Source organism: Halomonas alimentaria, assembly GCF_009902005.1.
Lineage (GTDB): Bacteria > Pseudomonadota > Gammaproteobacteria > Pseudomonadales > Halomonadaceae > Halomonas > Halomonas alimentaria.
In genome coordinates, this window is the sequence record NZ_WUTT01000001.1 from 1,320,570 (window position 1) to 1,335,537 (window position 14,968).

Annotated in this window: 12 protein-coding genes; 7 read left to right on the forward strand and 5 right to left on the reverse strand. The window is 56.7% G+C overall.

Going from position 1 to position 14,968, the window contains the following annotated elements; all coding sequences use genetic code 11:
• Positions 1-17: 17 nt before the first annotated feature.
• The 5 genes from GRB96_RS06330 to GRB96_RS06350 all read left to right on the forward strand — a co-directional run bounded on the left by GRB96_RS06330 (position 18) and on the right by GRB96_RS06350 (position 8,980).
• The gene (locus GRB96_RS06330; RefSeq protein WP_161431344.1) at positions 18-1,997 is read left to right on the forward strand and encodes an N-6 DNA methylase; all 1,980 of its coding nucleotides are present in this window, start codon (positions 18-20) and stop codon (positions 1,995-1,997) included.
• Between the two features lie 136 nt (positions 1,998-2,133).
• Complete coding sequence (locus GRB96_RS06335) at positions 2,134-3,144, forward strand: Abi family protein (RefSeq protein WP_170293772.1); 1,011 nt, start codon at positions 2,134-2,136, stop codon at positions 3,142-3,144.
• The gene (locus GRB96_RS06340) at positions 3,141-4,529 is read left to right on the forward strand and encodes a restriction endonuclease subunit S (protein WP_161431345.1); all 1,389 of its coding nucleotides are present in this window, start codon (positions 3,141-3,143) and stop codon (positions 4,527-4,529) included. The genes GRB96_RS06335 and GRB96_RS06340 overlap by 4 nt, the downstream gene beginning before the upstream one ends.
• Entirely contained in the window at positions 4,526-5,467 is a 942-nt protein-coding gene (locus GRB96_RS06345) for a GIY-YIG nuclease family protein (protein WP_161431346.1), read from the forward strand. The genes GRB96_RS06340 and GRB96_RS06345 overlap by 4 nt, the downstream gene beginning before the upstream one ends.
• 282 nt (positions 5,468-5,749) lie before the next feature.
• Positions 5,750-8,980, forward strand: coding sequence for a type I restriction endonuclease subunit R (locus GRB96_RS06350; RefSeq protein WP_161431347.1), 3,231 nt, complete (start codon positions 5,750-5,752; stop codon positions 8,978-8,980).
• Positions 8,981-9,067: 87 nt separating this feature from the next.
• On the opposite strand, the gene GRB96_RS06355 is transcribed toward GRB96_RS06350, so the two are convergent.
• The 3 genes from GRB96_RS06355 to GRB96_RS06365 are packed head-to-tail and all read right to left on the reverse strand — an operon-like array spanning position 9,068 to position 11,829.
• A complete protein-coding gene (locus GRB96_RS06355; RefSeq protein ID WP_161431348.1) occupies positions 9,068-9,949 on the reverse strand; it encodes a hypothetical protein in 882 nt (293 codons plus the stop codon).
• Position 9,950: 1 nt separating this feature from the next.
• Positions 9,951-10,970, reverse strand: a complete 1,020-nt coding sequence (locus GRB96_RS06360; RefSeq protein WP_205743503.1) for a DGQHR domain-containing protein — start codon at positions 10,968-10,970, stop codon at positions 9,951-9,953.
• Between the two features lies 1 nt (position 10,971).
• Positions 10,972-11,829, reverse strand: coding sequence for a DNA-methyltransferase (locus tag GRB96_RS06365; protein ID WP_161431350.1), 858 nt, complete (start codon positions 11,827-11,829; stop codon positions 10,972-10,974).
• Between the two features lie 825 nt (positions 11,830-12,654).
• Between GRB96_RS06365 and GRB96_RS06370 the strand changes: the two genes are divergently transcribed.
• Both GRB96_RS06370 and GRB96_RS06375 read left to right on the forward strand, forming a co-directional pair.
• Positions 12,655-12,933: a hypothetical protein gene (locus GRB96_RS06370; protein WP_161431351.1), complete on the forward strand. Its 279-nt coding sequence runs from the start codon at positions 12,655-12,657 to the stop codon at positions 12,931-12,933.
• Positions 12,934-13,054: 121 nt separating this feature from the next.
• Positions 13,055-13,519 (forward strand): hypothetical protein, encoded by a 465-nt coding sequence (locus GRB96_RS06375; RefSeq protein WP_161431352.1) that lies wholly within the window; start codon positions 13,055-13,057, stop codon positions 13,517-13,519.
• A gap of 263 nt (positions 13,520-13,782) precedes the next feature.
• On the opposite strand, the gene GRB96_RS06380 is transcribed toward GRB96_RS06375, so the two are convergent.
• Positions 13,783-14,097 (reverse strand): GreA/GreB family elongation factor, encoded by a 315-nt coding sequence (locus tag GRB96_RS06380; protein WP_161431353.1) that lies wholly within the window; start codon positions 14,095-14,097, stop codon positions 13,783-13,785.
• Between the two features lie 313 nt (positions 14,098-14,410).
• On the reverse strand, positions 14,411-14,683 hold the full coding sequence (locus GRB96_RS06385; RefSeq protein ID WP_161431354.1) for a hypothetical protein: 273 nt from the start codon (positions 14,681-14,683) through the stop codon (positions 14,411-14,413).
• Positions 14,684-14,968 lie beyond the last annotated feature (285 nt).

The following is a 14,968-nucleotide window of genomic DNA, read 5'->3' on the forward strand; positions in this document are numbered from 1 at the left end:
AAACGTGGGGAAGCATCGTGAACACGGAGAGTCACTCTCAGCTGGCGGCCTTCATCTGGTCCGTGGCGGACCTGCTGCGCGGCGACTTCAGGCAGTCCCAGTACGGCCGCATCATCCTGCCCTTCACCCTACTGCGCCGCCTGGAGTGCGTGCTGGAGCCCACCAAGGACGCGGTGCTCCGCGAAGCCCAAGCCCATCAGGCCAAGCCCGAGGCGGTGCGCGAGAAGCTGCTGCTGCGTGCGGCGGATCAGCCGTTCTTCAACGCCTCGCCGCTGGCCCTGGGCACACTCTCCGACACCCAAACCGCCGACGACCTGATGAGCTACGTGCAGTCGTTCAGTCAGGACGCCCGGGAGATCTTCGAGCACTTCGATTTCGAGGGATTCGTACAGCAGCTTGGTGCCAGTAACCTGCTCTACCAGGTGGTGCAGCGCTTCGCCGCCATCGACATGAGCCCGCAGTGGCTCTCCAACTACGGCATGGGTCTGGTGTTCGAGGAGCTGATCCGCAAATTTGCCGAAAGCTCTAATGACACGGCGGGGGAGCACTTCACCCCGCGCGACATCGTCCACCTGACTACCTCGCTGGTGCTCACCGGCCAGGACGACAAGCTGCGTCCCCACGGCATCGTCACCGTCTACGACCCCACGGCTGGTACCGGTGGCTTCCTTTCCGAGAGCGACGAGTACATCCAGCAAGTCAGCCGGGACGTCACTGTCTCGCTGCATGGCCAGGAGCTCAACCCAGAGTCCTACGCCATCTGCAAGGCCGACATGCTGATCAAGGGCCAGGCGGTGGAGCAGATCAAGCTCGGCAATACCCTCAATGACGACCAGCTCCCCGCCGAACGCTTCGACTACATGCTCTCCAACCCGCCGTTCGGTGTGGAGTGGAAGAAGGTACAGAAAGAGGTTGCCGCCGAGCACAAGCAGAAGGGCTACGATGGCCGCTTCGGCCCCGGCCTGCCGCGGGTCTCCGATGGTTCGCTGCTGTTCCTAATGCACCTGGTGAGCAAGATGCGCTCCCGCCAGGAGGGAGGCTCACGTATCGGCATCATCCTCAACGGCTCGCCACTGTTCACCGGCGGCGCCGGCAGCGGCGAGTCCGAGATCCGCCGCTACCTGCTGCAGCACGATCTGGTGGAGGCTATCGTCGGCTTGCCCACCGACATGTTCTATAACACCGGTATCGCCACCTACGTGTGGATCCTCTCCAATCACAAGCCCGCCGAGCGCCGTGGCCAGGTGCAGTTGATCAACGCCACCGGCCGGGCCAGCAAGATGCGCAAGTCGCTGGGCAGCAAGCGCCAGTTCGTCGCCGACCGCGACATCGACGAGATCGTTCGCCTCTACGGCGCCTTCGAGGAGAGCGAGGAGAGCAAGCGCTTCCCGGTTGAGGCCTTCGGCTACCGGCGCATCACCGTGGAGCGCCCGCTGCGTCTCAACTTCCAGGCCAGCCCCGAGCGCCTGGCGCGACTCGATGACGAGAAGCCGATCCAGAAGCTGGAGGAGGGCGAGCGCGAGGCCCTCAAGGCCGCCTGTGCCACCCTGGACCCGGAGCAGGTGTTCACCAACCGCAACGCCTTCACCAAGGCGCTGCAGGCCGCCATCAAGGCGGCAGGCCTCAAGGTCGGCGCCCCGGTGCAGAAGGCGATCCTGGGTGCTCTCTCCGAGCGCGACTCCGAGGCGGAAATCTGCCTGGACAAGAAGGGGGACCCCGAGCCCGACAGCGGCCTGCGTGACTTTGAAAACGTGCCACTGGACGAGTCGGTCTATGACTATTTCGAGCGTGAGGTGAAGCCCCACGTCCCCGATGCTTGGATCGACGAGGGCAAGCGTGACCCGCTGGATGGCCGCATCGGCATCGTCGGCTTCGAGATCCCCTTCAACCGGCACTTCTACCAGTTCACGCCGCCGCGCCCGCTGGAGGAGATCGATGCCGACCTCAAGGCCTGCACCGACCGGATCAAGCAGATGATTGAGGAGCTGTCGGCATGAGGAAGGGCGCCGCTCAGCCTTGTCTTGCACAGTCATTGACAGTGAAAGGGACATGCCCTAGCATGTCGGGTAACACACCCGCCATGCCTCTCACTGAAGCACACTTTGGCGGGTTTTTTGTGTCCGGAGGTCGAGCATGAGCGACTTCCACAAGCCCGCGCACAGCATTGATGAGCAGATCGCGACGCTATGCAGCCGTGGCCTGGCGATACCCGACGAGGCTCGGGTGCGTCACTATCTGGCCAATATCAGCTATTTCCGTCTTTCAGCCTACACGCGTCCCTTCTACCAGCCAGGCCTCCAGGAGCATCGTTTTCTGGAGGGCACCTCCTTCGAGGATGTGCTGAGGCTCTATGTGTTCGATCGTGAGCTCCGCCTGCTGCTGCTTGATGCCATCGAACGGCTGGAAGTCGCGCTACGCGCTCAGTTGACCAACACCCTAGCTGAGCACCATGGCCCTCACGGCTACCTGGATCCTGAAATCTTCGACACCCGCTACAATCATGGGTGGTTGTTGGATAAGTTGGATCCAGATAACAACCGTAAGAAAAAGAATAAGGGCGATAAATCCCAGCCCGACATTGAGCCCTTTCTTAAGCACTACCGTAAGCGCTATACGGCAGCACCAAATCAGCCACCTATCTGGATGGCGATGGAGCTGCTTACTTTCAAGGAAGTTTCAATCTTGCTTGAAAACTTACGGCGTTCAGAAGATACCCAGCGTATCGAGCGGCACTTCGGCTGGAAGATGCCAGTGCTGAGATCCTGGTTCCGCAGCCTGTCCGATCTGCGCAACGTCTGCGCTCACCATGGCCGAGTGTGGAATCGAGAGTTCGGTAGCCGCCCCGAGATGCCAAGAAAGGTTCCGGCCGGCTGGCCGAGCATCCCTGGTAGCATCGAGACGGGGTCTCATGAGCACCCCGAGCAGCGTCTCGATCCGCGTAGGCGCCTGTATCTACAACTCGTGGTGATCGAGTCGCTGATGCAGGTCGTGTCGCCCACCAGTCAGTGGGCCGAGCGGTTGGTGACACTGCTGGACCATTACCCTCAGGTCTCACGTCCACATATGGGCTTCCCTGGACATTGGGATACGGAGCCTTTCTGGCGAGAAGCAGTGATGAACGCAAGAGAGGGGGCAAAGGCATGACTTTCCCGAAATACCCCGAATACAAGGACTCCGGCGTCGAGTGGCTGGGGGAGGTGCCGGCGCATTGGAACCACGGCAAGGTTCGCTATTTCGCCAAACTAGAGTCTGGTCATACTCCTAGCCGCAACAAGCCAGAGTACTGGGAGAACTGTACCGTTCCTTGGTTCACGCTATCGGATGTATGGAAAATACGGTCTGGACTTACCAAGGTCGTGTATGAGACGAAAGAGAAGGTTAGCGAGCTAGGGTTGGCTAACTCATCAGCACGCCTGTTGCCCGCGGATACTGTGATTCTTTCCCGAACAGCATCTGTTGGATACTCGGCGATTCTTGGTAAGCCAATGGCTACTACTCAGGATTTTGCCAACTGGATTTGTGGGAAAAAATTATTTCCAGAGTATTTGTTGTCAGTGTTCAGGGCAATGAAATCTGAGTTTTCTCGCATGATGATGGGGTCGACGCACAAAACCATCTATATGCCTGATATTGCAGAGCTGTACTGTGCTATTCCGCCAATGCACGAGCAATATAAAATAGTTACCTTTCTCGATTATGAAGCTGCCCGCATCGATGCCTTGGTGGAAGAGCAGCAGCGCCTGATCAAGCTGCTCAAGGAAAAGCGCCAGGCTGTGATCTCCCACGCCGTCACCAAGGGGATCGATCCTGACGTGCCGATGAAGGATTCCGGGGTGGAGTGGCTTGGCAAAGTTCCGGCCCATTGGAATCATGGCAAGGTTCGCTATTTTGCTAAGTTAGAATCTGGACACACCCCCAGCCGCAACAAGCCCGAGTTTTGGGAAAACTGCACTATTCCTTGGTTTACGCTCGCTGATGTATGGAAAATCCGGTCTGGCAGCACCAGGTTTGTGCATGAGACAAAAGAGAAGGTGAGTGCCCTTGGGCTTGCCAACTCATCTGCGCGTCTATTGCCAGTCGGTACCGTGATATTGTCGAGAACAGCATCAGTTGGATATTCAGCGATATTGGGCAAGCCAATGGCTACTACTCAGGATTTTGCCAACTGGGTTTGTAAAGAGGAATTGCAGCCTGAGTATCTGTTAGCAGTCTTCAGATCAATGAAGTCTGAATTTTCTCGCATGATGATGGGGTCAACTCACAAAACTATTTATATGCCAGATATTGCTGAGCTATATTGTGCAGTACCACCAATAACTGAGCAAGCTGAAATAGTTGCTTTTCTTGATAAAGAAACAGCCCGGATCGACGCCTTGGTGGAAGAAGGTGAGTCAGCCATCAAGTTGCTCCAGGAGCGCCGTTCGGCCCTGATTTCCGCCACCGTGACCGGGAAGATCGATGTGCGCGGCTGGCAGCCACCTACGGACTCAACGGCATCCACTGAGGCAGCCCAAACGGAGGTGGTATGACGCAAGGACGCAGCATCCGGCTCTTCCTGGTGGACGGCACGCCTAACGGCCTGCTGACCGCCGAGATCATGAACTGGACCGGCCATGTGTTGACCGGACCCCGCAGCAAACTCAGCGAGCTGGTCCAGCGACCGGAGTGTGGCCGTACCGGCATCTACTTCCTGGTCGGTACGGATCCTGAGGGCAACCCGCGGCCGCTGGTCTACATTGGCGAGAGCGACGACGTGGCCACGCGCCTCAAACAGCACAACCGCCCCGAGGAGAAGGGCGGCAAGGACTTCTGGGAGAAGGTCTGCCTGATCACCAGCAAGGACCAGAATCTGACCAAAGCCCACGTGAAGTACCTCGAGAGCTTGCTGATCAAGAGCGCCGGCGAAGTCGGCCGCTGCAAGCTGATCAACGGCACCGCCCACGAGTACATCGGCCTGCCAGAGTCTGACCGTGCCGACATGGCCTTCTTCATGGAGCAGGTACGCACCGTGCTGCCGGTGCTGGGGCTGGACTTTCTGCGTGATGCCACAAAGCCATCTGCCTCTACTGGAACACCCGATCCCCAAGATGCTCAGGCCTCGCCACGGTTCGTCCTGGAAGCCTCCAGACACGGGATCAAAGCCGTGGGGCAGGAAGTGGATGGTGAGTTCTTCGTATTGGAAGGCTCCCTGGCCCGGCGTGAATGGGCGGGCCCTTACCACAGCTATCAGAAGCAGCATGCCCAGCTCTGTGAGGAGGGGGTGCTCGTCGATAATGGCAATGATCTGCGGCGTTTCACCAAGGACTATGCCTTCTCCAGCCCCAGTGCTGCAGCCGCCATCGTGGTGGGGCGCGCGGCCAACGGCCGAATCGATTGGAAGGTCGCGGGCAGCGGCCTCTCCTATGGCGAGTGGCAAGACCAGCAGGTCAGCGCCGCCGCTCCATCGGCGGAGCAGTCCCCGAGCTGACGTAATGCTGCAAGCCCCATTCTGTCGCGGTGGCGAGAGCACGGTTTAGAAATAAACGTGAAAACGGCCTCAGCGGCCGTTTTCGTCACGCGATATAAACCTGGGAGTGCGAAGGCTTGCTCACCTTCCTCGATCGATATGCCACTCAAGTGCGGAAGCAGGCTTCACCGATATTTGGCCTCACCGTCCCTCGTGGACGAGTCACCGTCCTAAGTAGCCTTCTCCTTACATCTCTTAAGCGCTAGGCTGTTACTCAAAATTACGCCAAGCGCAGGGGATGACATGGCGGACAGCAGGGAAGCCCGCTTCCAGCAGGACATCATCGAGGCCATGACGGCCCATGGCTGGAAGGCCGGCACGGCCGGCGGCTACGATCGCGCCTCGGCGCTCTATACCGAGGACCTGCTCGGCTACGTGCGGGAGGCCTGGCCCGAGCGCTGGGAGAAGTTCTGCAAGTCCAATCCCCAGGCGCCGGAGCAGGTGTTCGTGCAGAAGGTGGTCCGCGAGCTGGACCGGGCCGGCACCCTGGAGGTACTGCGCCATGGCTTCAAGGTGCCTGGGGTGAAGTTCGACCTGTGCAGCTTCCAGCCTGACCACGGTATGAATCCCGATTCCCTGTCCCGCTACCGCGCCAACCGCCTGCGGGTGGTGCCCGAGGTCTCCTACTCGCCCCACGCCCGCGAGAAGGGCAAGGGCGGTGGCGACAGCTACAACCCCCGCCTCGACCTGGTGCTGTTCGTCAACGGCATTCCCACCGCCACCCTGGAGCTCAAGAGCCAGTTCAAGCAGACGGTGGAGAACGCTAAGCGGCAGTATCGCCAGGATCGCCCGATCAAGGATCCCGTCACGCGCAAGCCCGAGCCGCTGCTGGCTTTCAAGCGCGGCGCCCTGGTGCACTTCGCGGTGAGCCAGGCCGAGGTGGCGATGGCCACCAAGCTGGCCGGCAAGGAGACCTTCTTCCTGCCCTTCAACCGTGGGACGGAGGAGGGCGGCGCCGGCAACCCGCCCGCGAAGGACGAGCAGAGCTACGCCACCGCCTACCTGTGGGAAGAGGTGTTCGCGCCGGACGCCTGGCTGAAGGTGCTCGGGCGCTTCCTGCATCTGGAGAAGAAGACTAGCGAGGACTTCCACGGCCGACGCCAGACCAAGGAGACGTTGATCTTTCCCCGCTATCACCAGTGGGAAGTGGTCAACCGTCTGATACAGGCCACCCTGGCCGAAGGGCCGGGACGGCGCTACCTGGTGCAGCACAGTGCCGGTTCCGGCAAGTCCAACTCCATCGCCTGGTGTGCCCACCAATTGGCCAATCTCTATGCCGAGGATGGCAAGAAGCTGTTCAACTCGGTGATCGTGGTTACCGACCGCACCGTGCTCGACAGCCAGCTCCAGGAGACCATCTACCAGTTCGAGCACACCCACGGCGTGGTGCGGCCGATCACCCGCGACATCGGCAACCAGAGCAAGTCCGAGCAGCTCGCCGAGGCGCTGGCCAGCAATACCCGCATCATCATCGTCACTATCCAGACCTTCCCGGCACTGTTCGACGCCCTGGACAAGCGCCCCCAGCTCGCCGAGGGCAACTACGCGGTGATCGCCGACGAGGCCCACTCCTCGCAGACCGGCAGCTCGGCCAGCAAGCTCAAGGCGCTGCTGGCGGCCGCAGGAGAGACGATGGAAGGGGATGATGGGCGCGAGGGCGGCGGCGAGCTTGAAGTGAGCGCGGAGATGATGCTCGACGCCGCCGTGGCCTCGCGCCGCCCCAGCGAGCGCATCAGCTACTACGCCTTCACCGCCACCCCCAAGGCCAAGACCCTGGAGCTGTTCGGTCGCCCGCCGGACCCGGACCTGCCGGCAGGCGCCGACAACAAGCCCGAGCCGTTCCACCTCTACTCCATGCGCCAGGCCATCGAGGAGGGCTTCATCCTCGACGTGCTGCAGAACTACGTCACCTACAGCACCGCCTGGAAGCTCGCCCACCCCGAGGGGGAAGACCAGGAGGTTGATTCCAAGAAGGCCTCACGGACCCTGGCCAAGTGGGTGCGCCTGCACCCCTACAACATCGCCCAGCGGGTCGAGGTGATCGTCGAGCACTACCGCGACAACGTCCGCCACCTGCTCGATGGCCAGGCCAAGGCCATGGTGGTCACGGCCAGCCGCCAGGAGGCGGTGCGCTACCAGCTGGCCATGCGCGATTACATCGCCGAGAAGGGCTATGACGACGTCCACCCCATGGTCGCCTTCTCCGGCAGCGTGCCGCCCGACGAGGTGATCCCTGAGGAGGTCACCGAGACCAGCAAGTTGCTCAACCCCGGGCTCAAGGGGCGCGACCTGGCCGAGGCATTCGACACCGACGACTACAACGTGATGATCGCCGCCAACAAGTTCCAGACCGGCTTCGATCAGCCCAAGCTGTGCGCCATGTACGTGGACAAGAAGCTCCAGGGCGTGGACTGCGTGCAGACCCTCTCGCGGCTCAACCGTCTGTTCCCCGGCAAGCAGACCTTCATCCTCGACTTCTACAACGACGAGCAGGAGATCCTCGACGCCTTCGCCCCCTACTACCGCAAGGCGGAGCTGGCCGATGTCTCCGATCCCAACGTCGTCTACGATCTGCAGCGCAGCCTGGACGCCAGCGGCATCTACCACTGGCCCGAGGTGGAGGGCTTCGCCAAGGCCTTCTTCGACCCCAAGGCCCCGGCCTCGAGCCTCAGCTACTACTGCCGGCCCGCCCAGGACCGCTTCAAGCACAAGTACCAGGCGCTCCTCGAACAGCAGCAGACCTGGAAGGAGGCCCGCCGCATCGCCGGGCAGAACGGCGACGACAAGGGCCTCAAGCGCGCCGAGCAGGAGCTCAAGGAGGCCGGCACCGCCCAGGACGAGCTCGACCTGTTTCGCAAGAACCTGCAGAGCTTCGTGCGCACCTACGAGTTCCTCAGCCAGATCGTCACCTTCGACGACGCCGAGCTGGAGCAGCTGTGCGTCTACGCCCGCCATCTCGTCCCGCTGCTGCGCACCGACCGGCTGCTGGAAGAGGAGAGCATCGACGTCAGCGAACTGGAGTTGACCCACTACCGCCTCACCAAGCGCGAGGAGAAGCGCCTGCGCCTGGAGGAGGCCGAGGGCGACTACGGTCTCACCCCGGTCAGCGAAGTGGGCTCAGGGAAACCCCACGATCCCGAGAAGCAGCGCCTGGCCGAGATCATCGACCGGCTCAACGACCTCTACGGCGCCGAGGTCAGCGACGACGACAAGCTGCACTTCGCCAACGGCATCGCCGACCGTATCAAGCGTGACGAAGCGGTGATGGCCCAGGTTCGCAACCACAGCGAAGACCAGGTGATGCACGGCCTCTTTCCGAAGAAGGTCACCGACGCCGTGCTCGACGCCCTCAGCGACCATGAGAAGCTTTCCATGCCACTGCTGGAGGATGAGGAGACAGGACGGCAGTTTGCGCTGTTGATCCTGAAACTGCTGGCGGGAAGGACCGAGGGAAGTGTGCGGTCCGGAACGTGATTTTCCGTCTCTGTATCAATGAGTGTCTGACCCCGATTGTTTGACCCGATTGTTACACTGGAGGATATTTCCAGACTGTTCCATCAGCTATGATAGCCAAGAACTCACCATCACGGATCTATCACAGTATCTAGCATTATGTTGAAGAATGTCTCTCTCTAATGTTAAAGAAGATATGTTTTCACTTATATCTGAGATTAATAAATTGACGGCACGAAAAAGCATTAAAGACAAAACCACTCCAAAATGCCCATTTTGATCGTCAGGATCGGCATTTGAATAAACAGTTTTAGAAAAAGGTGCGATCCATTCTCGACTATCACAGTCCTCTATGTGTAGGTCATCATACATCCATGCGCAATTATTATACTGCAGGTGGTTCCTTGTTTTTGCAAAATCTCTAGCGGGCATGCCTCCTACAAAAGCATTGAATTCTGGGTCAAATGGAGTATTGGTTGTTTTTACAACCAGATTTTTAAAAAGATCCCATGTGTGTATGTGACCTGGCTTGAAATTCAAAGGAAGTAAAATAACAGATGTTGCTCCCTTATTGCTTCTTCCATCTAAAAGCCAGTATCGGGACGATACTGTGCTTGAAGACATATAGCAGCCTAGCAGCATAGTTATACTTCGTGCTAGGAAAAAAGAAGAAGTATAAGCAGAAACCTCGGCGTAAGTTTGGTCGTCGTTTTCAATATCCCGACTATAACTTCTTAATAGTGCACTTGCTTTGTGGGTGAGATAAATAGCCTCCCTCAACATAATTTCTTTAGAGTTTAGCATGGAGAATCCAACGCCAGATATGCCTGCATGTTGGAAGCTAGACTCGTTGATTTCTAACAAATCTTGAATAGATGTGCTTGGTGGCTTTCCAATCTCGTCGTAATCAACAAAGCTGAGCCTCCAGTCTTGTCGTAACTGGTGCCAGCTTTGTTGAGGAATTCTTCTGATAACTTTTTTAGGCATCATACTAAATCAACCTGATCATTTCACCTTGGCCTTGCTCTTGCATAACATTTTTAAAGTATGTTTCAAAATCTCTTCCTGCTTGATTCTCCGCTGCCGTGCCGGTGCCAATTTTATCCCAATCAGAAAACTGGAAGTCAGAAACTTTGCTCAACATTGACTCGATGTCTTCAACCCTAAAACCACGCTTTTCTTTCGCTGTTATTGAAAAAATTGGGTGAAGAGCGTTAATGACTGCACCAAACCCTAGTGTTTGGAAAAATCTTTGTTTAGTCAATGAGAACTCATCTGGGAATACCGATTTTAGAGCTTTGAAATAATTTTCAATGATGAGGCTGAACTCTTTTTGAGAATATGCGGAGAAAGGCCCTTTGCTTTCGAGAATGAGAGGATATATTTTTCTAACAAAGTTGTTGAGTGAAATTTGACCTTTTTTAGGAGAGGTGACTACCACGATTTTCTCGAAAAAAATTGAGTCTGGATCTTTTCTAAGAGTGTTCGCGATATCTGCAGCTTTTTCCTTAGCAACATCCATTGGCTTTGTTTTAGGGGGGAGGAAGTTTAGGAGATCGTAATATAGTGAGGTGGGAACTCCTTTGGCCTCTCTATTAATAGTTACAAATTGAGCAATTTGATCTTTGAGGTCTAGGCCGATATAGGCGACAATAGGAAGCTCTATTTCAGATTCTTTATCTGCAAGTGCTGCGCCTCTTAATCGATGTTGTCCATCAATGACCCAAGCGGAGTCTGGCGAATCTTCAATGCTGATTTCTGAATTAATTTCATCATATTCTGCTTTTCCTGCATCAAGTGACAATACAATTGCAGGAGCTATAGTTTTACGGCTAAGAATGTAGTCTTTGATATCTTTTGCGCGGGAGGGAGATAGTGCCCTCTGATATCCCTCCTCCTTGTCATCACTTTTCTGGTTTATACTCGAAAACCGCCAGATATCACCAGCGCGTGCTGAAAATAAGTATAAATTATTTTCACCTTGGCTAAATCTGATTGCCTTGTATTTCATGTCAAACCTCATCAATTACTGGATTTCTACCGACAGCCCCTGCTTTCTTTGGATCAAAAACAGGCCTGTCAATTTCTCTATACTGAAGCGTCCCGTTTTGTGCTGAGACGAGCCTTTTTTTAGCTATCTTAAAATAGCTCTCTGAGAGTTCCATACCCAAAAACTCTCTGCCTTCCATTATGGCCGCTGCTCCGGTAGTGCCAGCACCCATAAAGGGATCTAATACAATACCGCCATTGGGTGACAAAGACTTAACCAGCCTTTGAGCTAAGGCAATAGGAAATTGGCACGGATGACCTGTTTTCTCCACATGATTGGCCTTAACGTTTGGTATAACCCAGAGATCCCCAGGGTTTTTCCCAAGTGGGTTGCAGCTATATTCTCCCTTCTTATTGCCTTGGTAGTATTTTTTCCCAGGATACTTCTGCTTAACCCTTACCGAATCTAAATCAAAGTAATAGTTGTCGCCTTTGGTAAACCAAAGTATAGTTTCATGACGCCCGCTAAATCGGTTCCTGCAATTAGCTCCATGCTCAAAATGCCAAACTATTCTGTTCCTAAGTTTAGCGTCTGGGCACAGCCTTTTGAAGGCTTCATAAACTATAAAGTCCAAGGGTATGATTTCACCTTTGTTTACATGATGACCAACTTGCCAGCATATTGAGCCGCCTGCTTTAGTCTTTTTATATACTTCTTTGATTATGGGTTCATTGATCTCCAAGAACCCCTCAATTGTTGTATGAACGTCATATGCTTTTCCTATACAGTAGGGTGGTGAAGTCAAAGTGAGGTCAACACTTTCATCGTCAAGAGTAGGAAGGACCTTTAGGCAATCACCATTAAAAATATTGTAGCTCATTTGCATTACCAGCCATCGTACAGTAAAGGCAATTATACCAGCTTGGCGCGGGAGATCTAGACTGTTTGTGCTGGGCAAGGTGCGGTTGTGAAAAAAATCAATAAAAACAACTGCTTATTTGGTTTTGGCTGGCGTTCTCAATACCTGGCTCCTGCTCATGCCGTCGCAGTTGGCGCGCTGATATCGCTGTGTAGCAGTCTCCCAGCCGTTATCAGCTACTGCTAAGCGACAATGATTTTTGTGAGCGCTTCAGTTGAGGTAGATTTGCTGGGTAGTACCTGTTTCAGTTGTCTAGAAGGCAGCTCGTTACTTGCCAAGGAGCGACGCTCGATGTGACCTAATGGTTGACCGGTTTTCGAGTCTAATTCTGGTTTTTTGATCTGTAGACCGGTACAGTAACGGTACACACACCAGCTTCCTATGCTATCCTCAACTTACGCTAAGCTACTGATTACAAAGAACTGTACCTTCCGCTAGATTTCGGTCAGTTTCCCTTGTCTGTTAGTAACTTATTGTTTTAAAAGCGAACTCATAATCCCTTGGTCGCTGGTTCGAGTCCAGCTGGGCCCACCATCGCTGCATTTCAAGAACACCAGTCAGCCCACCCCCATGGCCGCGATGTCCTTGGCAGAGTAGAATTGCTATTAGCAAGCTATCTACCTTCAGAGCGATCCATCCCATGGGATGCGGCGCTCCGGCTGACGCACCACGACTACAAGAATCCCGCTTGCCTCCCCTGACACAGCGCCACGGCCTGCGATGCCGCTGGTGTAGTTCCACCGTGCCGCAGGTCCGGCACATGCCCTGTCAGAGGAGACCTTCCCTATGCCTCGCCCGACGCGCCCCGATCCCGGCACCGCCATGCACGCTCTGATTCGTGAGATCCGTACCCGCGTTCCCTTCGCCACACCCGGGTCGAGCCTGTGTCGAGGGCCCTGTCGGGGCTGCTCGAAGAAGCTGCTGGAGTTCCTCGATACCGAAATTGAGGAGTGGGAGGGCGGCCTGGAGGAGGGCGAGGTGCCAGGCTTCGGCGACCTCAAGCGACTGGAAAAGCTGGCCACCAAGGTCATGGCGGCGCTGCGCCGCAACGGCTTGGTCGTCTGAGCTTCTCTGACCAAGGCACCCGGGCTCGAGGCGCGGGAGGCGCTTCGGGGGCAAGCGGCGTGTCTCTCTTCTATGGTGAGGAGTGAGGCGTGTGCCTCTTCAGCGGGGAGGGGGAGCGATGATGGGCACCCGACAAGTGAGTGTTATCCATCCGTGGCGGGCGCTGGGCCTGGCCACGATCGCGGCGCTGGCACTAGGCGTCGTCGCCGAGGCGTCGGCCCAGGGCCTCACCGGCGTCTACTGCGCGCGCGGTGGCGACGATGCCTTGGTCGTGGAGGGGCACGGCCAGTCGCTCAGCTTCATGCTGAGCTCCTGGCAGGGTGGCATGCACCACTGCGGCACCGGTCGCCTGACGGCGACGGCACAGGGAGGAGGCTTTGCGGTGACCGATGGCGCCTGCACGCTGCGGCTGCGGGAAGACGGCCTCGATATCCTCCTGGAGGCGGCACCCTTCGAGGCCTGCAAGCAGCAGTATTGTGGGGCGAGGGCGGCCCTCGATACCCTGCGCCTGCCGCTGTCGAGCCGTCGGCCCCTGCCGATGCCGTTCGACCAGATCTCGATGATGGAGACTCCCGTCTGCCGGTAGCGTCTGGCCTGCAAGCAGAAAGGAAGATGGCCGCCAGGGGCGGCCATCTTGATGGGTTATTGGTGAAGGTTATCCATCATTTTCACGACCTTTCTTCTGTTTCTTCTCCTTGCGCTTTTCCTTGAGCGTCTTCTGGGGAGCCTTCTTGGCCTTTTCCTTGCTCATATGGTCACTCCTCCTGGTCAGGTCCCGGCAAAATGCCGCCTTTGCCGGCAAGCTTTCTAGGCTGGGTCATCCAGCATGTGCGGCAATCAAAGTACGTATCAGCGATGCACGTCGAGGACGCGGAGCTTGCGCTCCATGCCGAGAATCCGGACGCCTACCACCTCCTGCTCGGCGGATGAGAGCAGGGCGGCTCCCAATGGGGAGAGGATGGAGACCAGCCCCGCGGAAGGGTTGGCTTCGGTGGGTTGGGTGAGGGTGATGACCTGGCGCTTTCCCGAGGAGAGGTCCAGGTACCGGATCGTGCAGTTGATGGCCGCTCTCGTCAGGCCGCATCCGGCCGCCAGGTTCTCTACGCGGCTGATGACGCAGGCGTAATCGATGGGGCGTCCGCGGAAGAAGAAGGGGTGGCGCATTCCCTTGGTGAAAAGGTAGTCAAGGTACCCTGATTTTTTCAGGATAAAATGTCTGCGAGCCAATTGGATGCCTCACAATAAATAATGGCGGTGCTTGGGAGTGTTCCTGCTTTTATAGGGCAGGTTTACATGACCATACCTTAGAAAAAATAAAAAGCAAATCGGCGGTGATAAGGGTGGTTTTCTCCACTTTATTTCGTTTTATATGTGCCGGGTTAATTGATCGGTTTTTGGGGACGCACCCCAATAACTACGCCCTCAGCGATCACGAGAAGCTCAGGGGAAATTGGGGACGTACCCCAATAACCCCGGATCAGCGCCGCCGGTATCGGGTGCCGTTCCCCGGCACGCGCCCCGGTACCGGCTCGCGGCGTTCTTGTGGCCTGGTGTCGAAGACGGCCATGGCCTCGTCCAGGCTGGTGGCCACCGCATCCCACGGCAGCGGCGAACCGGCGAGGTGGCAGTGGTAGAGGGCGTCGTCGTCGATCTCGACACGATGTATGTCGTTGCCCTGATCGTCCTGCCACCAGTCGGCATGGATATGCTGCCAATGGGAGGTGAGCGGGGCGCCAAAGGAGATGTTCATGATAGCTGTCCCTTGTTGGACACGAGGCGCGACCTGAGACATGACGGCTTCGCGAAAGGGGGTAATCGCCAGACCTGATTCATCATTGGTCCCTGACAACTGCTTGAAACTCCAGGGGCCGCTCTCGATGATGCTTCGCCGGTCACGATGGTGAATACCCTTCCCGCACCGTCGGCATGGTCCCCTTATGATCAAGCTAGTAGAAAAACGCTGTTTGTAAACATCTGTAACAATTTTTCCTTCAGTCATCACGACGGAGGGAGAGCAGCTGCGACGGCCCCAGGG

Bases quoted from the DNA above. Each gene is read 5' to 3' on its own strand.
- GRB96_RS06335 (WP_170293772.1), top strand. From the start codon at position 2,134: ATGAGCGACTTCCACAAGCCCGCGCACAGCATTGATGAGCAGATCGCG.
- GRB96_RS06340 (WP_161431345.1), top strand. From the start codon at position 3,141: ATGACTTTCCCGAAATACCCCGAATACAAGGACTCCGGCGTCGAGTGG.
- GRB96_RS06345 (WP_161431346.1), top strand. From the start codon at position 4,526: ATGACGCAAGGACGCAGCATCCGGCTCTTCCTGGTGGACGGCACGCCT.
- GRB96_RS06350 (WP_161431347.1), top strand. From the start codon at position 5,750: ATGGCGGACAGCAGGGAAGCCCGCTTCCAGCAGGACATCATCGAGGCC.
- GRB96_RS06355 (WP_161431348.1), bottom strand. From the start codon at position 9,949: ATGATGCCTAAAAAAGTTATCAGAAGAATTCCTCAACAAAGCTGGCAC.
- GRB96_RS06360 (WP_205743503.1), bottom strand. From the start codon at position 10,970: ATGAAATACAAGGCAATCAGATTTAGCCAAGGTGAAAATAATTTATAC.
- GRB96_RS06365 (WP_161431350.1), bottom strand. From the start codon at position 11,829: ATGAGCTACAATATTTTTAATGGTGATTGCCTAAAGGTCCTTCCTACT.
- GRB96_RS06370 (WP_161431351.1), top strand. From the start codon at position 12,655: ATGCCTCGCCCGACGCGCCCCGATCCCGGCACCGCCATGCACGCTCTG.
- GRB96_RS06375 (WP_161431352.1), top strand. From the start codon at position 13,055: ATGGGCACCCGACAAGTGAGTGTTATCCATCCGTGGCGGGCGCTGGGC.
- GRB96_RS06380 (WP_161431353.1), bottom strand. From the start codon at position 14,097: ATGCGCCACCCCTTCTTCTTCCGCGGACGCCCCATCGATTACGCCTGC.
- GRB96_RS06385 (WP_161431354.1), bottom strand. From the start codon at position 14,683: ATGAACATCTCCTTTGGCGCCCCGCTCACCTCCCATTGGCAGCATATC.